We start from the raw sequence: 23,408 nt of genomic DNA, 5'->3' as shown, positions 1-23,408 counted from the left end.
TTGAAATAGATGCTGATAATCTGCTAGTTAGGAACTTGCCTGTGAGTTTGTTCGCTACCCCTCTACGTGCGTTGTTCGACAGCATCGATCGTTCGCACGCTCGCATCGCGTTCGCCCCCGACGGCACCATTCTGGAGGCCAACGTCAAGTTCCTTGACCTTGTCGGCTACACGCTTGGCGAGTTGAAGGGCCAGAACCACCGCAGCCTCGTAACTCCGACGGAACGCGACGCGCCGGCCTATCGTGCGTTCTGGGACGCGTTGCGCCGGGGTGAGGCGCAGACCCACGAGTTCAAGCGCGTTGCCAAGGACGGCCGTGAGGTATGGATCCGGGCAACCTACAGCCCGGTTCTCAACCGCGCCGGCCGCGTCAGTAAGATCGTCAAATTCGCATCAGACATCACGGCGCAGGTCCAGCATGCGATTGACCAGGAGGGCCAACTTGCTGCCCTCGATCGTTCGCAAGCGGTCATCGAGTTCGCCCTCGACGGCACTGTCCTGACGGCCAACGTCAACTTCCTCGCTGCAGTAGGCTACCGGCTCGACGAGATCCGCGGGCGTCATCACAGCCTGTTCGTTGATGCCAACGAGCGGACGGGGGAAGCCTATCGCGGCTTCTGGGCCGAGCTTGGACAGGGCAAGTTCAAATCGGGCGAGTTCCGACGGATCGCCAAGGGCGGTCGGGAAATCTGGATCCAAGCCACCTACAATCCGATCAGTGACCGGGATGGCATCCCATTCAAGGTGGTGAAGTTCGCGACCGACATCACGGCTCAGGTGCATGAGCGGCAGCGTCGAGTCGAAGCGCAGCACGCGATTGGCACCGACCTCGACGCGATCGGTCAGGCGGTCGAGAACGTAACCCGCCAGACGGTGGAGGCCGCCGGCACGGTTGGGCAGGTATCGAACGACATTCAGTCTGTCGCCTCGGGCGCCGAAGAGCTGTCGGCCTCGGTCGGCGAGATCAGCCAACAGGTCAGCCATGCCGCGCGGATGGCGGGACAGGCGGTCGATCAGGCACAGCGCACGGGCACCATCGTCGCCGGCTTGAGCGACCAGGCTGCGCAGATCGGCGATGTCGTGACGCTGATCCAAGGCATTGCCGGTCAAACCAACCTTTTAGCGCTCAACGCCACCATCGAGGCGGCACGCGCCGGCATGGCCGGCAAAGGCTTCGCCGTGGTGGCGTCCGAGGTGAAGGCGCTGGCCGAGCAGACGGCCAAGGCGACCGATCAGATCCGCGGGCAGATTGCAGCAACTCAGACCGCTGCGCGCGAGGCCGTGGACGCCATCGGCTCGATCCAGGCAACGATCCGCTCGCTCGACGAGGTGTCGGGTGCCATCGCCGCTGCAGTCGAGGAACAGTCCGCGGTGACGCGGGAGATGTCGGGCAGCATGCAGACGGCTGCGCACGGCGTCACGACGATTGCCAGCAGTATGGAAGACATCGCCCGAGCGAGCGAGCAGGTCGATGTTGCAACCCGTCAGGTGCGCCAAGCTTCACAGGCGGCTGCCTGACACTGCTCCTAAGCGAGGCGCTCGAACACGCCTGTCTGCGAGAGACGCAAGAACCAGCGATGCACCGTGCTCCACGGCGGGAAGTCCAGCGGCAGATGCCGCCACGCGCATCCTGTCCGCAGGACGTACAGGATGCCGTCGAAGACCGCGCGCAGGGGCCGGCGCCATGGGCGGCCTGTGCTGGACGGCGCAGGCAGAAGCGGCGCAAGCACCGCCCACTCGGCATCGCTCAGATTGGTTGCGTAGGGCAGGCTCTCGCGCGCAAGCTCGGCGCGGGCGGCGGGCCGATCGCAGATCGGCGGGCGTCCACATCGGGGTTCCTGGGTGAGCGTCAGACACTCTCCCAACGCCCGCGATGCTGGCCGCTCACCCAATAGCTAAGCTGTTCTGCCCATTATGAAACGGGGTCTGAGACGACCAGCTCAGTTCATGCGCTTGCGGCGGTCGAGAACCTCCTCGCGGGCCAGCCGGCGCCCCAGCTCCATCAGCAGGGCGTCCGCGAACACCTTCAGTTGTGGGTCCTGCAGGTCAATGATCGCCTCCTGAGCCGCAATGGCAAGGCCGGCCGCACGGTCCAGCAGCGTGTCCTCGGTCCGGCTATCGGCGCCGCCGAATGTGCCCTCACTCACCCGCATCTGCGTGATGTCGATGAGAATGCCGGAACCGACTTGCGGCCGGCCGTGGTGGTCCCCAGTGAAGCGACCGCGCGCGAGCACCCAGCGCGTCCGACCATCAACGGAGATCACTCTGTATTCGGCTAGATATGCGCTGCTCTTGCGTGCGCTGTCACGGATCAGAACTAGAACCCCATTTCGGTCGTCAGGGTGGACGCCGTCAATGAAGAACGAGAGCGGCAGACCCTCCTTGGCCTCCTCTGGATCGACATTGAAAAGCAGCGCCACGAACGCATCGACGCGAACCTGGTCGGTGGTCGCGTCCCAGTCCCAGCGTCCGATCACATCCAGGGCGTCCAACGCGGTCTGGAAGGCTTCCGGGCTGGTCTGACCGCAGGGAGCTTTGGGTTTTGGCACTGCAGATACCCCTTCCAGCCCAACAACGCATCCTTGTATCTGCGCTGCAGATACAACTTCAAGGCAATTTTCTCATTTGACGACAACCGTGGCGTGTTTGCAATTCTGCTTCAAGGTGCAATTGTATCAGCAGCGCCGTAAAAGGTACCTCGAACGCCCATACGGGGAGAGCCATGGGATCGAAGTCGCCGCCTCCCGACAAGCCGTTAAACGCCGACCTGCAAGAGGGTGATGCCGTCGGGCATCCTCTGTCAGCGGGTCACGCGACCAAGATCACATCCCTGCAGCGCATCGCCGACGCGCTTCAGGTGCCCCCGGCCGCTCTGTATCAGCCGCAGAACGCCATCAAGGCGGCCAAGCCCGTGGGGCAGACAGAGGATCATGGCAGCCAAGACGGCGAATGCGCGGCGCTTCTCCACGCATTCCTGAGCATTTCTGATCCCGAGGAACGTCGCAGAATTCTAGCACGTGTGCAGGCGATAGCTGCGGGGAAATGAGGCTGGTGGCATCCAGGGTTGGGAAGCGACAGCAGTGCTCCGGCTGGGCTCAGCGCTGATGCTACACGCTGCCGGTGCGGGGTTACTCGACATGGTAGCGGGTCAATGATGCCGTTGAGACTCGATGCTCCTGGTGATCCTCTGGAGTGATCGCGACACGCAGAGCGTACAGCGGCAAGCCCTCGGCGCGGTTCGCCTGGATACGCTCGCGAAGCGCTACGGCCCGCCGGGCGATTGTATCGGCATCGCATCGGCGACAGGGGCCGCCGCGACCGACGGCCTGACAGTTGGTAGAGTGCTGGCAGGAAGGACGTGGCATCGCGGCGAGAATAAGCAATTCGAGGGCAGTATCACCCCCTCTTCCCCCCTAGGGTTGCGGAACTGAGTGCGATGTAGCTGGCTGGCTGCAATCAGGCTCGGGAGGCTTGGGCGCTAGGCTTGGGAACGGCCGCCTCGTTCGATAGGGCTTCAAGGTCTGTCAGGCTTAGCGCTTGTCCGTCCGGTCCCGTGATCGTCACGTCAGATAATTTACTCTCGATCATGTCGCGGAGCTTGCGCACGGCCCATTCGGGCGTCGAGCAATTGTAGGTGACGGTGCCGTTGTTCGAAACGCCTCGAACGACGTAGGGGTGGCTCTGGTCCGTCACACTTCAATCCCGTCGCGGTGCGGGCCCCTACGACTGCGCCCGGCTCGCAGTAGCATGGCACTTATCGCGACGCAGGCATCCGCTAGGCCCAAAGCGCAAGCTCTCGCCTCACCAGCAGCATGACGCCCCTATGATGCTGTAGCGCTACACTGCTTCGATGCTCTGGCGTGATAGCAGGATCGCGCTTTCGAACTGTAGCGCTTTCCTGCTACGGCGTTTTTGCAACGCGAGTCGGACATGCGAACGATCACCCTCGTTACCCAAAAAGGCGGCGTCGGCAAAACGACGATCGGCGCATCCCTGGCCGTCACCGCGAGTGAGGCCGGAGAACGTGTCGTTGCCCTCGACCTCGATCCGCAAGGCTCTCTTGCGGCCTGGGGCGACACCCGCACCGCAGATGCGCCAGCCGTCGATAAGCTCGGACCCGATCGGCTCGGCGAGTTGCCGGCAATCCTTGCGGCGTTAAAGGCTCAAGGCTTCACGCTTGCGATCCTCGACACGGCTGGCGTGTCCTCGACAGGCGGGAACCTCGCCATGCAGGCGGCCGACCTCGCCTTGGTGCCGGCGCGTCCGTCGCGGCTCGACCTTCAAGCCACGATGCCGACAATTGAGACCTTGATGCGCTTAGGGATGCGCGAGCGGTTCGCCTTCGTCCTGAACCAGTGCCCCGCAGGACGATCGACCCGTGCAACCGAGGCTGCAAACGGCTTGGGGATCTTCGGCGTGTTGGCAGAGCCGACACTAACGCAGCGCGCCGACCATCAGGACGCGATTGCAGCGGGGCAGGGCGTGACCGAATTCGCGCCCGAGGGAAAAGCGGCCGACGAGATCCGCGCCCTTTGGAGCTGGGCCGATCGCAAGATGAAGGGTGGCAAGGCATGAGCAAGCGACCCTCGCTGATCGGCGGCCTGAGCCTCCCCGGCGCCTCGTCTGCCGCCCCTGTCTCCGACACGGCGGCAGAAGCTGAGAGTCCATCCGTCGGTCGGAAGCCACGGCCCGACGTGGTGCATACGTCTGTCTACCTCCCGAAGGAGGTCCATCGGCGCCTGCGCGAGATCGCGTTCACCCGCGACGTGAAGGTGCATGATGTCATCATGGAAGGGATCGACGCGGCCTTGCAGCGTCACGGCCACCCATCGGTCGATGCGTTGAAGCCAGAACGGAAGCGGTAGGCGTAGCGCCGTCGCATGAAAGCGCTTTAGCGTCACCGGATTACAGCGCTGTAGCATTGCAGCATTATAGCATTTCAAGGTTGTGTGCGACGCGGCATTCGGGCATGGTCTACGAACGCAAGACAAGTGACATTATCTTGCGTTAGAGGTCTCAGGCATGAGTACGGCCCTCATCCCGGTCATCGAGCCTGTCTCGCCGACGCTGCCTCCGACGCAAGCCGACGACGACGCGCAGATGGTCCGGCTCTGGCTGGCGCGATCCGCGAGCCCGAACACCCGCCGGAATTATGAGCGGGAGGCCCGGCGCTTCCTGGCGCACGTCGGCAAGCCACTCGGGTCGGTTCGGATCGGCGACCTACAGGATTACGTTGCCAGCCGGGACGGATCGTCGGCAACCGTCGCTCTCGCGGCCTCGGCGCTCAAGAGCCTGTTCACGTTCGCCCAGGAGGTCGGGTTCCTCCGGTTCAACATCGGTGCAGCTGTGAAGGTGCCGCCGATCAAGAACACGCTGGCTGAGCGCATCATGTCGGAAGCCGACGCGCTACTGATGATCCGGCAGGAACCGGACATGCGGAACCGCGTGCTCCTGACGGTGCTCTACGGCGGGGGCCTACGGATCTCGGAAGTGTGCGGGCTGCGCTGGCGCGACCTCTCGGCGCGCGACGAGGCCGGGCAAGCGACGATCTTCGGCAAGGGCGGCAAGACACGGGCGGTGCTGCTGTCGGCCGCGACGTGGAAGATACTGGCCGCCCTGCGTGGCGGGGCTGGACCGGACGCCCCTGTGTTCCTGTCGCGGAAGGGTGGGGCTCTCGACCCGAGCGCCGTGCATCGCGTGGTTAAGGCGGCTGTAGCTCGGGCCGGGTTGCCGGCTGAGGTCTCGGCGCATTGGCTTCGGCACGCACACGCATCGCACAGCCTAGACCGCGGGGCGCCGATCCATCTCGTTCAAGCGACGCTCGGGCACGCCAGCGTAGCGACGACGGGGCGCTACCTACATGCCCGCCCCTCGGAAAGCTCGGCTCGGTTCCTAGGGGTCTGAGGCGGGCAAACGCTTTGAGGTGCACTCGGGGAGCGGGTTCCTATAGGCAAGCGTTCAGATGAAAACACAGCCTTCCCTGAGACCAATCGTTCCTTGAGTTACAGAAGCTGCCGCGAAGCAGAAGATGCCCATGCGGCGTCAAAACTTGCTGGGTCCCGTCCTTGCGACTGGCACCACATCTGAGTGTAGGGGAACGTAGGCGCACCACCCACAATGGCCATTTTCTGCCGCCTTCGGTGCGTTCCACCGAGAGCAGATCGGACAGAGCTTCACGACGATCCGTGTGCCGTAGACGAAGGCTTGGCCACGGCCACGAAACATCACTCGACCTTGCGGAAGACTCCCATGCATGGCGCGGCATGCCCTATGTAAAAACAATATTCAGAGACGATCACGATCGCAACGAGGAAAAGTCATCAAATGATGGCGAATTATAACAATTACTGATTATGTTGCTCACTTCAGCGGGCGAATATCGGGTATTTCAATGGCAGCCTGGTCGCCATCGATTTCTTGCCGCTTTATGCGCAAGCTTATCGTTGTCCTCTCCGAGGACGCATCGTCAGCAGCTATCACGCAGGACGCGCTTTTGTTCAACCGCTTGGTTGAGTTGGAGATGGACGCAGAGCGGGAGGGGGCAGACGAAGCTTCCTGCTTGGTCATATCACGGGTACGTCGGATTGCGGGCACTGCCGCTCTCAGAGCGTTTCCGCCGACCATCCGCGGTCATTGATGCGGATCTCGCCCTGGCCCTTGTCGAGGCTGAAAAAGTTGCACATGTCGGTACCGTGCGCCTGTCCAATCCGCGATCGTAAGTCCGTGCATCGGTCGCTGCCCTCAACGCCGATCACGGCGCAGCCTGTTAGGCCTCCGGCGGACGAAGATCCAAGTGCAAGTAGTTCGAGTTGAAGCAGCAGAAGGCTTTGAGACGCGCGACGTCAGGGATGTCTAGCCGCCCACTTTTCAGCACGATCAGCTCTTGGGCGCGCAGATCGCGCAGCGTTCGGTTGAGATGCACGACTGTAATCCCGAACACGTCTGCAAGCTCGTTCTGCGTCATCCGTAGCTCGTAGCTGTTCGCCGTCGCACGCCCGATAGCCTGCAGGCGGACCAGCAGTTCGCAAAAGAGATGCGCCACCATCTTGGCCGCTTGTCGCTGGCCCATGCTGGCCATCCACTCGCGCATGATCCCCTCGTCAACGAGGGTGGCCCACCAGAAGGCGTGTGCGATATGAGGCCGTGTCGTGATCAGGTCGACAATCGTCGCGCGGGGGATCGCCGCCACCTCGCAGGGTGTGAACGTGCCGATGCTGTGGTCGCGCCGCGCCAGGATCGCCACGTGCAGGTCGCAGAAGTCCCCCGGGAGCAGCAGGCTCAGGATTTGGCGCTTGCCGTCGGGCAGGATCTTGTAGCGATACGCAAGGCCTTCGACCACGAGATGCACGGTCTCAGGGCGATCTCCCTCACGACAGAGATCGCAATCCGCCTCGACCTGCTGGGGCGTAGCCGACAGGTTCAGCAGCGTGGCTCTGTCGGTCTCGTCAAGAACGCAGGCGTGTTCGAGTTTGAGGATCAGCGGGTTCGAGGTTGTGCGTCGGCTCGCCGGGAACAGGATCGCGTCATCCGAGAGAAGGCGGGCTTGCGACGTCTCTGCCTCGGTCATGCTTTCCGGTGCTGGCGCAGCCATCGCGTTGCCTCCTCCAGCGTGGCGAAGATCGGCGCCGAGATCCCAAAAAGCCGGCCGAAGGAAGCCTCCACGAACCAGCCGCTGCCTACCTCGTGGTCGGGGGTATCGAGGCGCACCAGCACGGCAATCAGCAGGCCGTTGGCCAGAACCAGCCGTCCCTCCTGATCCGGACTGCCAGTGTCGACAGCGATCGGCTGCAGCACGAGCAACGTCTCGACGTTGTCGTGCGTATGCATGCCTAACCTCCCCGGAGCTGGTTCAGCCATGGCTCGCTCCGGCGTGCGCCCCAGCGGGTGTTCTTGAGGTGGAGGTAGTTCGGCGTGAACCGGCAGAATGCCTTCAGCTTCTCAGGGTCGTGGATCGTCAGAACGCGCTGTTTGATCGTGATCATGCCGAGGTCACGAAGCTCTCGCAGCGTGCGGTGCACGTGGACAGCAGAAAGGCCCATCGCGTCGGCAAGCTCGGCCTGCGTGAAGGGGAAGGCGTAGCTGTCGTTCGTGACCTTACCGACCGCATCGAGACGGACCAGCAGTTCGCAGAGGAGGTGTGCGATACGCTGCTCCGGGGCACGGCCACCGAGGTTGACCAGCCATTCGCGCAGCACTGCCTCATCGACGAGGGCGCACCACCAGAAGGCCCGCGTGATCTGCGGATGGGACTCGGTGATCTCCTCGATGGCCCGACGGGGTATGTCTACGACCTGACACGCGGAGATCGTACCGATGTTGTGGTCCATCTGATCGAGAATGAACACGTTCAGATCGCAGAAGTCCCCTGGAACCATGAGGCTCATGATCTGGCGTTTGCCGCCCGGCAGCACTTTGTAGCGGCAAGCAAGGCCATCGAGGATCAGATGAACGTTCTCGGGTTCGTCACCCTCCTGGATCAGATCGACCCGTGCACCGACCTGCCGGATGCGTGGCACCAGGCCATCCAGGGCCCGGCAATCCTCATCCGACAAGTCCTCGAAGCCTTTCAGCTTCCGGGTCAGTGCATGGTGCATCACGCCTCGACGTGGGTTCGATCGGGACAAACATATATCCAAACCGTACCTTGCGTTTCATCATTTGATAATTTATAAGATTAAGTTCCAAAAAATGGCCTTTTATCAACCCTTCAATGCTCCACGTATAGGACTACCTGCCAATCAGGCATGTGATAATGAAATGAAATAATCAATCATTTTGGTATGTTGATCGTCAACCTTATCTGATACGCTCAACTCCTTGGCGATCGTGAGCGCAATTCGCTTCCGCCCGAACCTGCGGAGGGTGGAATGCCTCGGTATTATTTTAACGTTTACGATGGCGTCGACAGTCTAGACAACGAGGGGATTGAGCTGGTGAGCATGCGCGTTGCTGGCGTCGAAGCAATTCGCTTTGCCGGGGAACTCTTCAAAGCAAAGGCAGAGCAGCTGTTGGGTGGAAAGCCGTGGCACATGGAGGTCATGGATGAGCAGGGCCTCCTGATCCTCCGTCTCGATCTCAGCCTGACCGGCTTCCTCCTCAAAGCGCCTGTTTTATAGTCAAGGTGTACCCCTCGCGGCGAGCTTTCAAACGATCTCGCCGACGCGATCTCCGCCACGCGGCGGGCGCTGGCTCGTTTGAACGCAGGGGGCAGGCAACCGCGGCGAATGAGGTTTATCTCGACAGCAGCGCAGAGCCGATGCCCTGTGACCTGTGCTCGCTTGGACAGAACTTTCATTTGAAGTCTAGATGCGCGTTGCCCAAGTAGATAAGCGCTCCACCGCGTAGCGTCTCGACCGGAGCCGGCTTGGCGCGACCGTGCTGATGGTAGGCGCGGACGATGCGCAGTAGGTGTACTGGCGGGCTGGCAACTGCCGTGGCACGACAACGAGATGCCGAAGACTGTCGAACCGAAATGCGAGGCCAAGATCGACGGCGTCTGGATGCCTATGAGCCTTGCTGATGCAAGGGGAAAGTACCGTTTGGCTCCGAAACGATGCCCGATCTGCCATGGGGCAGTGTCGATCATGGGGCGCTACACGACTCCTGTGAAGCACAGGCTGACGCATCGACGGATGCACACTGGATGCCCGCTGATCCCAAGAGCCTACTGCGGTACATCTTCACCGCATCCCAACGCGGCGACCTGACCGTGACGACGCACGTCACTTGTCGATAATCCGAAGCCTAAGCACCGTCGCTCTGCTTGAGGTCGGAGGGCTATCGTAGGGGGGACTGGCCAATCCATGCGCGACCGTTCCAAAGCTCGAACGCACGGCCCTCAGCGATCCAATTCATAAGCGCGAGCGCGTCCTCATCGTTGGGGGCGTCAATGGTGACGATGCTCGATTGGTCATCATCGAGAGACAGGACGCCCAGGTAGGACGACCGCCACGCTACGCCTTCACCGGTCTCTGTGCCCTCTGGATCGTTGGCCATGCTGGGCTCTTCGCTCAAAACGAGAGCGAAGGTAATTCGGCTCGGCGCTGAGTGGTTCGCGACGGCGCCGGCGAGGCCGCACCGTGCCCCCCCAGGCGGTGCTGCTCTGCCGGCGCTCGGCCATTAGCCGGTCGCTGAGGGCAACCTGGCGGGACGTGGTTAAAGGAACGTTGCCTTAGCCGTAGCTTTACAGGCGGACCGAGACCATAGCTGGTTTGATGCCTGACACCGCCGCGCTCAAGATCGTCGCCGACGATGAGACCGGTGAGCTGGAAAACGCGACGATCCTCGGGCCGTTCGGTGAGATGCCAGACGACTTCGCCAAGAGCTAGCGAGGTAGCTGAGGCTGGTAGCGGTTCGGCACCGCCCTGATCTGTTTACGGGACGAGAGGCCCCCCGGTTCTCACCAGCAAGGCCGATACGCAACTCGGCCCGGGGGTAGGATGGCAGGACTCGGTTAGAAGCACATCACCGCGTTGGATGCCGCGGTGTGCCGAAACGGGGCGCTGAGCGGCCTCAGGCCGTCTCGGCGACCTTCTTCCGGCCGCGGGCCTTCGGAGCCGCCTCAAAGGCTTTTACGGCCTTGGGCTTCCGACTACGGGTCTTGGACGCCTCGGGGATCGTTTCTCCCGTATCAACAGCCTAAGCGGCTGCCTTGCGCCGCAGCTGGCCAAGGCCGAGTGAGCGCGCCAGCTCGGACCGCTTGGCGGAGTAGGCGGCCGATACGATGGGGTAGTCAGACGGCAGGCCATACTTCGCACGGTAGCTCTCCGGTGTGAGCCCGCGAAGCGTGAGGTGGCGCTTCATCGTCTTGTAGGTCTTGCCATCCTCGAAGCTGACCATGCCGTCGGGGGTGATTGATTTGCGGATCTGTGCAGGCGTCGGCTTCTCGGGACCAGTCAGCTCTGGCACGGTTTCCTTGCTGAGCCCGGTAAGCGCGGTATGAACCCTGGCAATCAGGGCCGCCAGTTCGGCGACAGGCACGTTGTTGTTCGAGACGTAAGCGGCGACGAGGTCGGCCGTCATTTCAAGCTCATTGCGCCCCGAAACGAGCATCGCACCATCAGCCATGTTATTACCCTTGGATTACCTATCGCTCTGCATAACGATTTGCCAAATCAAGCGTCAAGCTTTTGTTAGGGATATCGCATTAGGAGTTTCTTAGATTTTTCGGGGTTGGACGATGCGCGTTCTGTTGGTCGAGGATGATGCGTCGGTGGCGGAGAGCATCGAACTGATGCTCAAATCCGAGCGGTTCGTGACTTACACCACCGATCTCGGTGACGAAGGTGTCGATCTCGGCAAGCTCTACGATTACGACATCATCCTGCTCGATCTGAACCTGCCCGACATGTCGGGGTACGAGGTGCTCAGGAAGCTCCGCCTCGCCAGGGTCAAGACGCCGATCCTGATCCTGTCGGGCATGGCCAGCATCGAGGACAAGGTGAAGGGCCTCGGCTTTGGTGCCGACGATTACCTCACCAAGCCGTTCCACAAGGACGAGCTCGTGGCTCGCATCCACGCGATCGTGCGCCGGTCGCAGGGGCATGCAGAGGCCGTCGTCACGATCGATGATCTCACGGTCAACATCGACAAAAAGTTCGTCCAGATCGCTGGAACCTCGATCAATCTCACGACCAAGGAGTACCAGATGCTGGAACTCCTTGCTCTGCGGAAGGGGACGGCGATCACCAAGGAGATGTTCCTCAACCATCTCTACGGCGGCATGGACGAGCCGGAGGTGAAGATCATCGACGTGTTCATTTGCAAAATGCGAAAAAAGCTCGCCAACGCAAGCGGGGGCAAGAACTACATCGAGACCGTCTGGGGCCGCGGCTACGTGCTTCGTGAAGGTGAGCCCGAGATGCGGGCTATGGCGAGCTGAAGCGTCAATCCACAAGCTTCATGTTGCCTGCCACGAACCTGATCCGCCTTGCACCGCACGATAGCCGCCGCGCTCCGGCTCCCGGCTTTGGCGCTCAACGATGCAGATGGGTTTGGTCCAACAGCGTTTAGATCCAACGAGATAGAATAGGACCATCGCGTGGCGGTCCACATGAACCCACTCGATTTTCGTGCCGTCGATGCAATGGCTTTGCGATACGGACGTGTCGTGACACTCCTCAGCGATGAGCAGCTTGCATAGACTGATCGGAACCATCGCCCGACACCGCCCATCGCCGGGCATCCGCTACGGCGTGTCGTTGCTGCTCGTCGCGATCACGACGTTCGTGCGCTTCCTGGCGCCGGCTTATATCGCCCCCTTCCTCCTTTACATTCCCGTTCTTCTGGCTGTGAGCCTCGCCTTTGGCCGAGGAGCCGGAGTGCTGGTCCTCACCCTCTCCACCCTGATCGCCACCTGGTTCTACACGCGGGATGGGAGCCTCGACGGTATCGATGTCTCACTCCTGTGTCAGTACGCGTTAGTTGGCACCATCATGATCTGGATCTGCGACTCGTTGCGTCGGTCCGTTGTGCAGAACGAGGCGACGCTGGAGCGCCTTGACGGTGCGAACCGCACCCTGGTTAGCAACCAGTCGGAATTGACCGCTGCTAATGCTCGGGCCGAGGCCGCGAAAGAGGCTGCCGAGGAGCACAGCCGCGCTAAGAGCCGGTTCCTGGCCAATATGAGCCACGAGTTGCGCACGCCGCTGTCCGCAGTGATCGGCTATTCAGAGATGCTCGAAGAGGAGGCGGAGGAACTCGGCCAGGACAGCCTCCTGAAGGACCTCGGCAAGATCAAGTCGAACGCCCAGCACCTGCTCGGGCTAATCAACGACGTCCTCGACCTATCGAAGGTCGAGGCAGAGAAGATGGAACTCTACCCCGAGGACATCGACGTCGCCGCCTTCGTCACGGACGCCGCCGGTACGGTGGAAGCGCTGGTCGCCAAGAAGGGCAACGTCCTTGTCCTGGACGTCGCCAGTGACGTCGGCCAAGCGCGCACGGACGCGACCAAGCTGCGCCAATGCGTGTTCAACCTGCTCTCGAACGCCGCCAAGTTCACCGAGGGCGGCACCATCACGCTGACGGCGGTCCGGGAGGTCAACATGGCCGGCGACTGCCTTCGGTTCACGGTGCAGGACACCGGCATCGGCATGAACGCGGAGCAGGTCGGGCGCCTGTTCGAGCGCTTCACCCAGGCCGACGAGAGCACCACCCGCAACTATGGTGGCACCGGCCTCGGGCTGGCGCTGAGCCGCGCCTTCGCCCAGTTGCTCGGTGGCGACATCACCGTCAACAGCGTCGAGGGCGAGGGGACGAGCTTCACCCTACGTGTCCCGGCGGTGGCCCCCGAGCAGGCCGTCGAGGCGGCACCGGTGGCACCCGAGAGCCAGATGATGGTGGGCGACCTCGTGCTGGTCATCGACGACGAGGCCAACCAGCGCGAGCTGATGACCCGGTTCCTCGAACGTCAGCGCTTCGCGGTCCGCACCGCGGGGGACGGGCGCACCGGGCTCGACCTCGCCAAGTCGCTTAGGCCACGTGCAATCCTCCTCGACGTGATGATGCCCGAGATGGACGGATGGTCGGTGCTGGCCGCCCTAAAGGCCGACCCGGAGACCGCCGGCATCCCGGTGGTCATGGTCAGCTTCGTCGCCGACGCGGCGCTGAGTGCCTCGCTTGGGGCAGTTGAGGCGGTGCCCAAGCCCGTCGACTGGGCCCGGCTGCGAACGATCCTGGACCAGTTCCGGGCGGCGGACGGCGACGTGCTCGTGGTCGACGACGATGCCGACATGCGCCACCGGCTGCGGACGGTGCTGGAACGCAATGGCTGGACCGTTCGCGAGGCCGGGGACGGCAGCGAGGCGCTCGACCAGGTCCGGCATGGGGTGCCGCGCCTCGTGCTGCTCGACCTGACCATGCCGGTCATGGACGGGTTCTCGTTCCTCGATCGGCTGCGGGACCTGCCCGGCTGCGCCGAAGTCCCCGTGGTGGTGCTGAGCGCGCGCGACGTCACCGCGGCCGAGCGTGACCGTCTGTCCGAAGCGGATCAGGTGCTGCGCAAGGGCGACACTAGTCTACAGGACATTGCCACCGAGCTGCGCAAGCTCGACAATCGCCAGACCGATGCTGGCGGACAAGATGCAGTAGGAGCGCCTTATCAAGTTTAAGAGGGTCATTTTCTTCAGTGCTCCCTGACGTGCCGTGCCGCCTACTCGTCTGCCGTCAGCACCGGCCCGGTTACGCAGAGCACGCCGTTCGTGACGATACCGAGGCCATTGGCGATCCATGCCTGCCAGTCCTCGACACGGATGTTGGGTCCGACGCCTGAAGGACGATCGGGGAGGATCAGGGTTGAAGTACCATCACAAACTTCAACATTCCTAATTAGCCCAAATCGCGAACGGACAACGCCGAAACCCTTTTCGCTGCCTGGGGTTAGTCACAATCAGGTCCGTGCAGTCCTCGCGCGCGCGTGCTATGATCGTAAATGTAGGCCCACACGGTGGCAGTAGAGAGGAGGGCATTCGATGCCTTACGGTCCGCGACGTGGCTGGTCGGACTTCATCTCAGGCCGTCAGGCGCGCGAGCTTTACGCGGCGGATGCCTTCGCAGGTAAGATCGGGCGCCCACTGCTCTACCGCATCCATTTGAATTGGAGCCGCACCGCACTGGAGGACGACGCCGACGGGTCCGCAGCAGCCGCTTACCGCAACCGGATCGCCCGCTGGCTGCGAAGCCCGGACCAGGGTCGGCACGCGCTATACGCCATCTACGTCCGCGAGCGGCCGGCAGGTGCGTCAGCAAAGCCAAACGACCACATTCACTTGCACGTCCCGGCCGACCTTGCCGAACGCCTGCCGGCCGCCGCCGCTGACTTGCTTCCTCGATCCGCATTCCCGCTAGGCCGTAAAGCCATCGTCGTCGACCAGATCGGCTGGACCATGCCGGCACGTCACGGCGCCCTCGCCTACCTCCTCAAGTCTACCGCGCCGGGAGCAGCCCGCCTGATGGAATGCGACGGACTGCTCGCCATCAGGCCCCAGCCGCAGGGGCGCGTTCATGGCAAGCGCTGCGGGGTAACGGAGAACCTCAGCCGCGCCGCCCGCGAGCGGTACCGCATCACTCTACCCAAAGACACATCAGCCTCGGCGCTTGTCGCCTGACGAGGCGGCACTTCTAAAAGGAGCTGATTTTTTATTCGGATACCCCAGGCACCTTGTTTAGCCGTGCTCGGAAACGCGAGCTACAAAAAGGATTTATCGATTTGAGGGGTCGAGAAGACCGGCCCTAAAAAAATCAGAGACTAGTACAAGTGCCCGGATTTATCCGCCTTCCGTTCAGAGCAAGGTAGGCCATGACGAAGACCCAGGTGACGACGGTGGTGATGGACGATCCCGCGGACCGCGCAGGCCGCCTCAAATCCATCGGTGGCTCCGCCTCTGATGCCTTCAACAACACGCTGGCCAACTCGGTCCTTGGGACCCTCTGGCTCAAGAACGCCGACCCCGAGGGCCACGACCGGCAGGTCTCTGCCATGGCCGCCGCCCTCACCGGCATCGGGCCCCAGGACGAACTCGAAGGCATGCTCGCCGGGCAGCTCGTCGCTGCCAACGCTGCCGCCATGGAGTGCTACCGCCGCGCCATGCTCCCGGAGCAGTCCTTCGAGGGGCGCAAGGAAAACCTCACCCAGGCCAACAAACTCTCACGGACCTACGTCACGCTTCTGGAGGCACTGAACCGCCATCGCGGCAAGGTCAGCCAGCAGAAGGTCACGGTCAAGCACGTCCACGTCCACTCGGGCGGCCAAGCCGTCGTCGGGTCTGTCGAGGCATCGATGGGTGGGGGTGGGGCACCAGGAGGAAATCAAAGGCAACCCCATGCAAAACGTTCTTTCAATGCACCTTAGCCCTCGCTGTGGAGCGAAGACGCGAAGCGGAAGCCCATGCCGTTCACCGGCGATGCCGAATGGCCGCTGTCGGATGCACGGTGGTTCCTCACCCGGTGCCCCGAAAGGCAAGGCGAACGGGATGTACAGGCACGGGCGCTATACGAACGAGGCCCTGGCGGAGCGACGCGAACTCAGTGCCTGGATCAGGGCCATGCAGCGGAGCGCCGAGGAAGTCGTCTAGACCAAAATCCGACGGACGATCTGAACCGAAGCCTCCACGGATCGGTCAGCACGCCATCACCTTCGTAGTTCGTCACGTTCGATGCGCAGCCATGGCGCCGAAGTTGCCGAGGTCACGCTGCCAGCCACTGCATCAGGTTCGAGGCCGCGCTTCGGCTCAGACCGAACCGACCCCGCAGGACGTTGACGATCTGAGGGCGGCTGACGCCGATTTGGTTCGCCAACGCCTGCTGCGTCAGCATCCGAACCCGCAACGCTTCGCGGACGGCTCGGGCAAGCTCGGGAGGCAGCACACCGCCCTCGTAGGCGGCAAGTGGCGCCCCAACCTGTCGCCACTCGCCCAACCCGCCAATCAGATCAGGATGCTCGGAAACACCGTCGATCGGCAGCGGCAGCGGGACGGCACGTCCAGGGGGAACAGCCCTCATCTTGGCACCGGGCGAAGGCCCGTCAGCGCTGACGCTGCGTCTCGGGCGGGCGGATCTCGCTGGACCCTGATCGTTCTGTTCCGCTGCGTCGGACTGATCCGTCACCACTAGGTAAGTGCTACGCACTAGTGCTGACGAAACAGTCCAGCCCTCCGTGACATGTGCGATGGACGGTGCCTCCATCGCCGCTTTCTGGCGGGCATAGAATGTCGATCGGCTGACCCCATCGGCCTCCCAAGGCTTCATCGCAGCCTTGGATTTCGAGCGGGGCGTGGCTCCGTTTAACGTGCGCTTCGCACGCTGGTGCTTGGCGTTCTGAGCCTTGCGATCCTTAGCCCTCTGCGCCTTCGTGCGGTCGATCGCGCCTATGGTCCTAAGGCCGAGGTTGGACCGTTCTGTCAGCACGACATTGAGAAGACGGGCCACTTGGTCATGGGTAGCGAAGCGCCATTCCCGAGCTTCGCTCTCATCCACCATCTCCACTACGCGGTGTCGCGCTAGGCCCGGCAGGAGCGTAGCAGTCCAGGCATCGACGGCAACGCGAAGGTCGGCCGCGATGGAGTGCAGTTTCAAAAAATGGGGCAGCGCCACTTGGAGATAGAGTTCGGCATCGTCGGTATCGCAGGGGCCGTCGTGGCGGCTCCGAATGATTTTCCCGATCTCCGCGATCCGCTGCCTGTTGATGTTCCAGCGCTTGCAGGTGCCATGTGGCCGCTTCGTCCGTCCGGCCTGCCGTTCGTGTTCTAGAGCTCGGCTGATAGCCCTGCCTCTGGCCTCGGCCTCGCCCGCCACTTGGGCGTGGAGGCGGTCCCATTGGTCTAGCTGCTGGAATAGGTCGGGGTGATCGAGGGGCGGCCGGCGGTTCATCGGACCTCCAAGTCCAACGAGAGTTGGCGCGGCTTGGGTGCGGAGTCCATAGGCCACTTCCGCGTTTATGGTGCCTGCTCTGGGCGCTCCAAATCCTCGCGGCTGCCGGCTCGGTCGGAGGGACTATTTCCCGTCTATAAAAAAGGAGCGCTGGTAGAGGCGGCGACCCGTGCCAGAAACTCAGGGCGCATATGTCCCCCGGAACAGGTCCCCCATTGCCCGCCGACGGAACAGGGTTCGCCAGCGCCGGCGGCGGTGCTCGGGCCGGTCGTGGTTGATGTGGCAGCGCTGGCAGAACGCGGTGAGGTTCGCGGCTGCGTTATTGGCCGTGTCGTGGTCCCGATGGGCCGTGGCGAGCACGACGTGGGTCGAACGGATCGCACCGAGATCTTCGATCGTCGGCAGGGCAGGGAGTGTCCGTCCCTTCCCATCACGCCAGGTGCCGGCAGCAGCATCCCACCAGCGGCCATCGCTCAAGCAGTAGACCGTCCGCCCATGTGGGCGTCCGCAACCTTCGCAAGCGCCACCGGCCCGTCCGAAGCGGATCGTGGCTGAGAGCTGGAGCCAGCCGATCGGGTAGAAGAAGCGGTGCTCGGGACGGATCGGCATCGGCTCAGCCTGTCTTGCCAACGGCCGAGGCTTGGCTGCGTGCCCGGGCCTGCGGGAAGTAGCTGTAGAACGTGTCCCGGCTCACCCCAAGGCGCTTGGCGATCGCCGCGATCGAGATGGTGCCCGACTGCAGCAGGGCCCGACCGACCTCGATGTCGGCCTCGGTCAGCTTCTTCGGCCGGCCACCCTTGCGCCCGCGGGCCAGGGCCGCCTTGAGCCCTTCCATCGTGCGCTCGCGGTTGAGGTCGAGGAAGTACTCCGCCATCGCGCCGTGCATCTGCAGGGCAAAACGCCCGTGAGCGGTATCGCTGTCGAACTGCTCGGTCAGCGACCGGAAGTGGATCTCCTTCAATCGCAGGCTATCGATGGTGCGCATCATCTCGACGAGCGACCGGCCGAGCCGATCGAGCTTCCACACCACGAGCACGTCGGTGGGTCGCAGGTAGGCGAGCGCCGCCTCGAACTCCGGACGCTTGGTCCCGGCCTTGCCGGATTTCTTCTCCTCAAACAGCTTCTCGCACCCGGCGCCTTTCAGCGCGTCGCGCTGCAGGTCGAGGTTCTGGTCGAGAGTGGAAACGCGGGCATATCCGACGAGCATGTCGGGATAGTGCTACAGGAACGTTTTATCCGCAATAGAAAACCGGTCATAGTTTTCCGACAGAAACGAGGCTGTTTCCGACTGCCCACGACGCGATCATGCCGACCGTCGGGAAAACGGTCGGATACCCGACATGTCGTTCAGGTTGCTATCGACCCTTCTCGGACAAAAATTAGAACCAGCCTAAGGTCTGCATTCGAGCAGCAGAAGATGCTGTGGTCGGTGCGAGCCATGTTGGTGTGGCGCCAATGGCATTGTGTCGATTACTCAGCGTCCTAACAGGAACCTAATCCAAATGGGCCGTTTGCACCCTTATTGTGCGATCTGGAGCCAGTGAGGCTGTTAGGTGAATGAACGTGCCTCTGAGGCTGGGATTGACTCTATCACTGACGAGAACGGACAACCTCTCCCCGAGAGGGCCGTCATATGGATGCAGCCGGGATCACCCCACGCGATCCAGCACCACCTTGGACGCAAGCTACAGGGCATGTACGCTCAGATCCCTACAACGCCACCGCCGGACCGCCTGAACCAACTCCTGGCACAGTTGGATGCGGCTGGTGGGACGGACTGATCGTCCAACATGCTGCCGTCGATGGTATCTGGGAGTTAGCTCGTCATGAGCCCGCGTCGCGGCGCGACGATCGTGCAGACCACACCGGAGGACGGATAGCTCAGTTCCACCTCCCCATTGAAACTTCCAGCAAGACCACGCTCGATCAACCGGGTGCCGAACCCGGTCCGCTTTGGCGCCACCACCGGCGGACCGCCTGCCTCGATCCAACGCAAGGTGACCGGAGCTTCGTCACCGTCGCCTTCGATGCGCCAGGTGATCGTAACCCGACCGTCCGCGTTCGAGAGCGCGCCGTACTTGGCGGCGTTGGTTGCCAGCTCGTGCAGCATCAACGACAACGACAGCGCTGCCTTGGAACCGACCATTATAGTCGGGCCATCGAGCGTGAACCGGTCTGGGCGGTCGCGGTGGATGTCGAGCGCGCTCTCGATCACGCTCGTCAGCGGGGCTTGCGACAACGAGCCGCCGAGCAGGAGGTCGTGCGATTTGCCTAGGGCAATCAGGCGGTTGGCCAGCACATCCCGAGCGGTGACGAGATCGGCAGCTCCGCGCATCGTCTGCGTGGCGATGGACTGCACCATCGCCAGCATGTTCTTCATGCGGTGGCTCAGCTCGTGGTTGAGCAAATGCTGCTTTGCCTCGGCCTCGACGCGCGCGATGGCTGCCCGAGTGCGGTCGGCGACGTTGCGTACGAAGGCGATGTCTTCTTGCGTCCACTCCCCCGGTTCCGCCCTCACGGCGTAGAACAAGGCCACAAACCGGCCGTGCTCCAGCACGGGCAGGTTGAGTAGCGCGCGCGTACTGATGGCTGCCAATGCCTCAGCATCGTCCGCGGTCCGAGGGTCACTGCCAATGTCGTCAATGACGACATCGCGCCCGCCCTTCAGGTCTCGGATGTACGAGCCGTAGGCGCGGAAACGGTGCAATCCGGCGATGCTGGCGAGGCCCGGTGCAGTCCACCCTTGCTCCACTAAGACCGTTTCGGCGTCGGGATCGACCTGTCCGTAGCCCGCGTGGCTCAGTTCGAGCGTGCGCCCCATAACCTCAGCAGCGACCCGGCTGATCTCGCCCTTATCGCCCACATCGCGCAGCCGGTCGCCCAGTTCGGTCATGGCCGCACGGCGAGCCTCGGTCCGTTTGCGGTCCGAGATTTCCAGGAACAGCGCCGCAAACTGCTGGCCGCTCTGCTTGTGTGCCCGGACCTCGAACGTACGGTGCAGCTCAGGGACGTGGATCTCGAACTTCTCAGGCTGGCCGGTATCGACGGTGCGGGCGTAGGTGTCGATCAACCACTGGGGGATGGCCGGTACAAGTTCGCGCATGGTGTGTCCAGCAGTGTCAGCCGGTAGCCCGGTCAGTCCGGCGAATGCTGGATTGACCTCCAGGAACCGAAAATCCACGGGGTGTCCGGCCTCATCCCGGATCAACACAGCGCTGAGAAAGCCCTCCTGCATTCCGGTGAACAGCCCGCGCCAGCGTTCCTCACTCACCGCGAGTTGGCGCTCGACGGACTTCTGATCGGTGATGTCGCGCGAGACCGACAAGACCTTCTCCGGCTGCCCATCCGAGCCGAGGATCGGCGTCACCTGCACGTCCCACCACTTCGGGGTGCCGAGATAGGTATCGGCCGGTCCCTGGAAGTGGCCGACGCCTCCGGCCTTGGCGGCTGCGAAGGCCGCGACGGCATCGTCATGACCCTGGCCCGTCCAGAAGTCCGGCCACGGGCACCCGCGGATGAAGTTAAAATCGCTGACCTCCATCACCCGCATGCCGCCCTCACTCATGAAGGTCAAACCGCCGTCAAGGTCGAGCACCTTGATGCAGTCGGCCGACGAGGCGAGCACGCCGCGCATGAACTTGGCTTCGGCTTGCTGCCGGGCGGCGGCGTTGCGCTGCTCGGTACGGTCGCGCAGGATTTTGATGAAGCCCTCGGGGCGCCCGTCCTCATCCTTGAGCGGCATCATCTCGCCGTTCGCCCAGAACCTGCTGCCGTCTTTGCGCAAGTGCCAACGTTCGTCGGTGCCGCGCCCGTGCAACAGGGCCGCGCCCATCTCTCTCTCGGCGATCTGCTCGCGCTCGTCCTCCTCGGTGAAGAAGACGTTGGCGTGCCGTCCGAGCATTTCGGCCTCGGTCCATCCGAGGATCTGCTCGGCCCCCACGTTCCAGCTCGTGACGCGGCCGTTCAGATCCATCGCGATGATGCCGTAGTCGATCGCGCTCTCCAGGATCGCCTTGTTGCGCCGGTCGCTCTCGCGACGCTCCTTAAGGACACGTCGCAGCTCCAGGTTGGTGATGACCTGCTGGGCGAGTGTGCGCAGGGTGAACGCCTGCGACGGGCTCAGCCGGTTGGGCTTGGTGTCGAGGACGCACAGGGCGCCGAGAGCGACACCATCCGCCGTCTTCAGCGGCACGCCGGCGTAGAACCGCACCTCTGGCCCGCCGGTCACGAGGGGATTGTCGGCAGTGCGCGGATCAAGGGTGAGATCGGGGATCTCGAACACGTCGTGCTGCTGGGCGGCGTAAGCGCAGATGGACTGCGAGATCGGGGTCTCGCTCTGACCGAAGCCGGTCTCGGCCTTGAACCACTGGCGCTCGCCGTCGAGCAGGGAGATCAGGGACACCGGCATGCCGCAGGTCTCGGACGCCACTCTCACGATGCCGTCGAACTCGGCCTCAGTCGGCGTGTCCAGAATGTCGTAGGCGGCAAGCGCCGCTTGGCGTTGCGCTGTGCAGTCGGTCTGTTCCACGGCCACCCGTTCACCCGGCGTTGATCCCAGGCCGACATTCGGGTTTGCGGGCCTGTGGATCTGATGTGAATGACTGACACGCCTTATGCCACAGATGGCTGACCCTGCCACGAGAAGGTGACCGACCGATCCATTGTCCGCATGTAGGTAACGGCTGACGTTCGACCGCTGGCATGCGAGTGTCTGTTTCCCTCTCTCAGACTTTAACGCAAGCAGTCGTGGGTGTCGGCAAACGGTCCCTTCCCAGACATCAAGGAAGCGACGAGGAACAGCACGATTACCTTGTGCTTTTCGCTTGGGTAGGAGTGAAGCGAACGTGCCAGATATCATCGATAAATTTGGCCAAGCGCTGCTGATGGCAGCCGGCATGGCGTGGCAGACTGGCTGGACACTGGTGCTCGGCTTCACAATTTCAGCGTTGCTGCAATCCATCGTTTCGACCGAGCAAATGAAGCGGGCGCTCGGCCGAAGCGGACCGAAGGAACTAGTACTGGCCTCGCTGGCCGGCGCAGCATCGTCCTCGTGCTCCTACGCCTCGGCGGCGATCATGCGCACCCTATTCAAGAAAGGCGCCGCGCTGGCGACCTCGCTCGCCTTTATGTTTGCCTCTACCAACCTCGTGCTCGAACTCGGCATCATCCTCTACCTGCTGCTGGGCTGGCAGTTCATGGCCGGCGAGTGGATCGGCGGGATCGTGCTGGTTGCGGTGATGAGCGTACTAGTGAAACTGACCTACCCAAAACGGCTTGCCAAGGAGGCGCGCCAGCACGAGGAGGCGTCCGGCGGACACAACCACATGAGCATGACCGTTGAGGGCGATACGCTTGGTCAACGGCTCACCAATCCTGAGACCCGTGTGCGCGTAGCACAGAACTTCGCCATGGAATGGACGATGCTGTGGAAGGACCTCGCCATCGGCTTTCTGGTCGGTGGGTTCCTCTCAGCCTTCGTGCCGGATGCGTTCTGGAAGGCCCTGTTCTTCACCGACGCCTCGCCCTGGGTGAAGATACCGCTCAACGCGCTGCTCGGGCCGGTGATTGCCGTGCTGACCTTCGTCTGCTCGATCGGCAATGTGCCGCTCGCGGCGGTGCTGTGGGGCGGGGGGGCGAGCTTCGGCGGGGTGCTGGCGTTCCTCTACGCCGACCTGATCGTGCTGCCGCTGCTCGACACCTACCGCCGCTACTTCGGCTGGCGCATGGCGGCCTACATCGGCGGGGTGTTCTACGCGACGATGGTGATCGCCTCGTTGGTCATAGATCTGTCGTTCACGGGGCTAGGATTGGTGCCGTCGCATGACACCGACGTACGCGCGCACCTGACCCATTTCTCGATGAATTACACTTTCTGGCTCAACCTCGTATTCGGTACGCTTGGCGCCTACTTGTGGTGGGTCAGCCGGAAGCATCCGATGCAGCACGGCCACGGAGGCCACGACCATGCCCAGCAGCATGGCGGAGAACAGCACGCCCACCATCATAGGTGAGCGCACGTGGCCGGCCCCGGCGCGTACCGGG

Annotated in this window: 21 protein-coding genes and 4 pseudogenes; 15 read left to right on the top strand and 10 right to left on the bottom strand. The window is 62.9% G+C overall.

Annotated features, from left to right (window positions below):
- The first annotated feature begins 41 nt into the window (after window positions 1–41).
- Window positions 42–1,517: a PAS domain S-box protein gene (locus ACFZ8E_RS27355; protein ID WP_405044605.1), complete on the top strand. Its 1,476-nt coding sequence runs from the start codon at window positions 42–44 to the stop codon at window positions 1,515–1,517.
- Window positions 1,518–1,528: 11 nt separating this feature from the next.
- Here ACFZ8E_RS27355 and ACFZ8E_RS27350 read toward each other — a convergent pair.
- Window positions 1,529–1,813, bottom strand: a pseudogene (locus ACFZ8E_RS27350) (transposase); the annotation flags it as partial.
- 126 nt (window positions 1,814–1,939) lie between these two features.
- The gene (locus ACFZ8E_RS27345) at window positions 1,940–2,491 is read right to left on the bottom strand and encodes a PAS domain-containing protein (protein ID WP_405044603.1); all 552 of its coding nucleotides are present in this window, start codon (window positions 2,489–2,491) and stop codon (window positions 1,940–1,942) included.
- Between the two features lie 230 nt (window positions 2,492–2,721).
- Between ACFZ8E_RS27345 and ACFZ8E_RS27340 the strand changes: the two genes are divergently transcribed.
- The 6 genes and pseudogenes from ACFZ8E_RS27340 to ACFZ8E_RS27315 form a co-directional block, all read left to right on the top strand.
- A complete protein-coding gene (locus ACFZ8E_RS27340) occupies window positions 2,722–3,045 on the top strand; it encodes a hypothetical protein (protein WP_405044602.1) in 324 nt (107 codons plus the stop codon).
- Between the two features lie 124 nt (window positions 3,046–3,169).
- Window positions 3,170–3,430, top strand: a complete 261-nt coding sequence (locus tag ACFZ8E_RS27335) for a hypothetical protein (RefSeq protein WP_405044601.1) — start codon at window positions 3,170–3,172, stop codon at window positions 3,428–3,430.
- Window positions 3,431–3,929: 499 nt separating this feature from the next.
- A complete protein-coding gene (locus ACFZ8E_RS27330; protein WP_405044600.1) occupies window positions 3,930–4,574 on the top strand; it encodes an AAA family ATPase in 645 nt (214 codons plus the stop codon).
- Window positions 4,571–4,864 carry a hypothetical protein gene (locus tag ACFZ8E_RS27325; RefSeq protein ID WP_405044599.1) on the top strand — a complete coding sequence of 98 codons (294 nt, stop codon included), beginning with the start codon at window positions 4,571–4,573 and terminating at the stop codon, window positions 4,862–4,864. The genes ACFZ8E_RS27330 and ACFZ8E_RS27325 overlap by 4 nt, the downstream gene beginning before the upstream one ends.
- Before the next feature lie 157 nt (window positions 4,865–5,021).
- Window positions 5,022–5,294, top strand: a pseudogene (locus ACFZ8E_RS27320) (site-specific integrase); the annotation flags it as partial.
- A 93-nt stretch (window positions 5,295–5,387) separates the two neighbouring features.
- Window positions 5,388–5,861 (top strand): annotated as a pseudogene (locus ACFZ8E_RS27315) (tyrosine-type recombinase/integrase); the annotation flags it as partial.
- Between the two features lie 904 nt (window positions 5,862–6,765).
- Here ACFZ8E_RS27315 and ACFZ8E_RS27310 read toward each other — a convergent pair.
- Genes ACFZ8E_RS27310 through ACFZ8E_RS27300 form a run of 3 tightly spaced genes read right to left on the bottom strand, consistent with a single transcriptional unit; the run spans window position 6,766 to window position 8,593 of the window.
- Window positions 6,766–7,566: a Crp/Fnr family transcriptional regulator gene (locus tag ACFZ8E_RS27310; protein ID WP_405044598.1), complete on the bottom strand. Its 801-nt coding sequence runs from the start codon at window positions 7,564–7,566 to the stop codon at window positions 6,766–6,768.
- The gene (locus tag ACFZ8E_RS27305; RefSeq protein WP_405044597.1) at window positions 7,563–7,826 is read right to left on the bottom strand and encodes a hypothetical protein; all 264 of its coding nucleotides are present in this window, start codon (window positions 7,824–7,826) and stop codon (window positions 7,563–7,565) included. Before ACFZ8E_RS27305 ends, ACFZ8E_RS27310 begins: the two co-directional genes overlap by 4 nt.
- A 2-nt stretch (window positions 7,827–7,828) precedes the next feature.
- Window positions 7,829–8,593 (bottom strand): Crp/Fnr family transcriptional regulator, encoded by a 765-nt coding sequence (locus ACFZ8E_RS27300; RefSeq protein ID WP_405044596.1) that lies wholly within the window; start codon window positions 8,591–8,593, stop codon window positions 7,829–7,831.
- Window positions 8,594–8,866: 273 nt separating this feature from the next.
- Between ACFZ8E_RS27300 and ACFZ8E_RS27295 the strand changes: the two genes are divergently transcribed.
- Window positions 8,867–9,115 carry a DUF6894 family protein gene (locus tag ACFZ8E_RS27295; protein WP_405044595.1) on the top strand — a complete coding sequence of 83 codons (249 nt, stop codon included), beginning with the start codon at window positions 8,867–8,869 and terminating at the stop codon, window positions 9,113–9,115.
- Window positions 9,116–10,511: 1,396 nt separating this feature from the next.
- On the opposite strand, the pseudogene ACFZ8E_RS27290 reads toward ACFZ8E_RS27295, so the two are convergent.
- A pseudogene (locus ACFZ8E_RS27290) lies at window positions 10,512–11,051 on the bottom strand (MucR family transcriptional regulator).
- Between the two features lie 127 nt (window positions 11,052–11,178).
- On the opposite strand from ACFZ8E_RS27290, the gene ctrA reads away from it, so the two are divergent.
- The 5 genes from ctrA to ACFZ8E_RS27265 all read left to right on the top strand — a co-directional run bounded on the left by ctrA (window position 11,179) and on the right by ACFZ8E_RS27265 (window position 16,072).
- A complete protein-coding gene (gene ctrA, locus ACFZ8E_RS27285; protein WP_405044594.1) occupies window positions 11,179–11,880 on the top strand; it encodes a response regulator transcription factor CtrA in 702 nt (233 codons plus the stop codon).
- A 313-nt stretch (window positions 11,881–12,193) separates the two neighbouring features.
- On the top strand, window positions 12,194–14,110 hold the full coding sequence (locus ACFZ8E_RS27280) for a response regulator (protein WP_405044593.1): 1,917 nt from the start codon (window positions 12,194–12,196) through the stop codon (window positions 14,108–14,110).
- A gap of 360 nt (window positions 14,111–14,470) precedes the next feature.
- Entirely contained in the window at window positions 14,471–15,106 is a 636-nt protein-coding gene (locus tag ACFZ8E_RS27275; RefSeq protein WP_405044592.1) for a hypothetical protein, read from the top strand.
- Window positions 15,107–15,297: 191 nt separating this feature from the next.
- A complete protein-coding gene (locus ACFZ8E_RS27270; RefSeq protein ID WP_405044591.1) occupies window positions 15,298–15,849 on the top strand; it encodes a hypothetical protein in 552 nt (183 codons plus the stop codon).
- The gene (locus tag ACFZ8E_RS27265; protein WP_405044590.1) at window positions 15,821–16,072 is read left to right on the top strand and encodes an HGGxSTG domain-containing protein; all 252 of its coding nucleotides are present in this window, start codon (window positions 15,821–15,823) and stop codon (window positions 16,070–16,072) included. The genes ACFZ8E_RS27270 and ACFZ8E_RS27265 overlap by 29 nt, the downstream gene beginning before the upstream one ends.
- 112 nt (window positions 16,073–16,184) lie before the next feature.
- Here the strand turns inward: ACFZ8E_RS27265 and ACFZ8E_RS27260 are convergent, their stop codons facing one another.
- From ACFZ8E_RS27260 to ACFZ8E_RS27250, 3 genes are all read right to left on the bottom strand, one after another.
- The gene (locus tag ACFZ8E_RS27260) at window positions 16,185–17,366 is read right to left on the bottom strand and encodes a transcriptional regulator (RefSeq protein WP_405044589.1); all 1,182 of its coding nucleotides are present in this window, start codon (window positions 17,364–17,366) and stop codon (window positions 16,185–16,187) included.
- A 180-nt stretch (window positions 17,367–17,546) separates the two neighbouring features.
- Entirely contained in the window at window positions 17,547–17,975 is a 429-nt protein-coding gene (locus tag ACFZ8E_RS27255) for a hypothetical protein (RefSeq protein ID WP_405044588.1), read from the bottom strand.
- A 4-nt stretch (window positions 17,976–17,979) separates the two neighbouring features.
- Entirely contained in the window at window positions 17,980–18,573 is a 594-nt protein-coding gene (locus ACFZ8E_RS27250; RefSeq protein ID WP_405044587.1) for a recombinase family protein, read from the bottom strand.
- Between the two features lie 430 nt (window positions 18,574–19,003).
- Between ACFZ8E_RS27250 and ACFZ8E_RS27245 the strand changes: the two genes are divergently transcribed.
- On the top strand, window positions 19,004–19,147 hold the full coding sequence (locus tag ACFZ8E_RS27245) for a NepR family anti-sigma factor (protein WP_405044586.1): 144 nt from the start codon (window positions 19,004–19,006) through the stop codon (window positions 19,145–19,147).
- 35 nt (window positions 19,148–19,182) lie between these two features.
- On the opposite strand, the gene ACFZ8E_RS27240 is transcribed toward ACFZ8E_RS27245, so the two are convergent.
- A complete protein-coding gene (locus ACFZ8E_RS27240) occupies window positions 19,183–21,894 on the bottom strand; it encodes a PAS domain-containing protein (protein WP_405044585.1) in 2,712 nt (903 codons plus the stop codon).
- A gap of 316 nt (window positions 21,895–22,210) precedes the next feature.
- On the opposite strand from ACFZ8E_RS27240, the gene ACFZ8E_RS27235 reads away from it, so the two are divergent.
- On the top strand, window positions 22,211–23,377 hold the full coding sequence (locus tag ACFZ8E_RS27235) for a permease (protein ID WP_405044584.1): 1,167 nt from the start codon (window positions 22,211–22,213) through the stop codon (window positions 23,375–23,377).
- Window positions 23,378–23,408 lie beyond the last annotated feature (31 nt).

Origin of the sequence: Methylobacterium sp. HMF5984 (assembly GCF_045033435.1) — a bacterium.
GTDB lineage: Bacteria > Pseudomonadota > Alphaproteobacteria > Rhizobiales > Beijerinckiaceae > Methylobacterium.
Note: the sequence above shows the minus strand (reverse complement) of the source record. Positions and strands in the feature narration are given on the sequence as shown.

Bases quoted from the DNA above. Each gene is read 5' to 3' on its own strand.
- ACFZ8E_RS27340 (WP_405044602.1), top strand. From the start codon at position 2,722: ATGGGATCGAAGTCGCCGCCTCCCGACAAGCCGTTAAACGCCGACCTG.
- ACFZ8E_RS27335 (WP_405044601.1), top strand. From the start codon at position 3,170: ATGCTCCTGGTGATCCTCTGGAGTGATCGCGACACGCAGAGCGTACAG.
- ACFZ8E_RS27330 (WP_405044600.1), top strand. From the start codon at position 3,930: ATGCGAACGATCACCCTCGTTACCCAAAAAGGCGGCGTCGGCAAAACG.
- ACFZ8E_RS27325 (WP_405044599.1), top strand. From the start codon at position 4,571: ATGAGCAAGCGACCCTCGCTGATCGGCGGCCTGAGCCTCCCCGGCGCC.
- ACFZ8E_RS27310 (WP_405044598.1), bottom strand. From the start codon at position 7,566: ATGACCGAGGCAGAGACGTCGCAAGCCCGCCTTCTCTCGGATGACGCG.
- ACFZ8E_RS27305 (WP_405044597.1), bottom strand. From the start codon at position 7,826: ATGCATACGCACGACAACGTCGAGACGTTGCTCGTGCTGCAGCCGATC.
- ACFZ8E_RS27300 (WP_405044596.1), bottom strand. From the start codon at position 8,593: ATGCACCATGCACTGACCCGGAAGCTGAAAGGCTTCGAGGACTTGTCG.
- ACFZ8E_RS27295 (WP_405044595.1), top strand. From the start codon at position 8,867: ATGCCTCGGTATTATTTTAACGTTTACGATGGCGTCGACAGTCTAGAC.
- ctrA (WP_405044594.1), top strand. From the start codon at position 11,179: ATGCGCGTTCTGTTGGTCGAGGATGATGCGTCGGTGGCGGAGAGCATC.
- ACFZ8E_RS27275 (WP_405044592.1), top strand. From the start codon at position 14,471: ATGCCTTACGGTCCGCGACGTGGCTGGTCGGACTTCATCTCAGGCCGT.
- ACFZ8E_RS27270 (WP_405044591.1), top strand. From the start codon at position 15,298: ATGACGAAGACCCAGGTGACGACGGTGGTGATGGACGATCCCGCGGAC.
- ACFZ8E_RS27265 (WP_405044590.1), top strand. From the start codon at position 15,821: ATGCAAAACGTTCTTTCAATGCACCTTAGCCCTCGCTGTGGAGCGAAG.
- ACFZ8E_RS27260 (WP_405044589.1), bottom strand. From the start codon at position 17,366: ATGAACCGCCGGCCGCCCCTCGATCACCCCGACCTATTCCAGCAGCTA.
- ACFZ8E_RS27255 (WP_405044588.1), bottom strand. From the start codon at position 17,975: ATGCCGATCCGTCCCGAGCACCGCTTCTTCTACCCGATCGGCTGGCTC.
- ACFZ8E_RS27250 (WP_405044587.1), bottom strand. From the start codon at position 18,573: ATGCTCGTCGGATATGCCCGCGTTTCCACTCTCGACCAGAACCTCGAC.
- ACFZ8E_RS27245 (WP_405044586.1), top strand. From the start codon at position 19,004: ATGCAGCCGGGATCACCCCACGCGATCCAGCACCACCTTGGACGCAAG.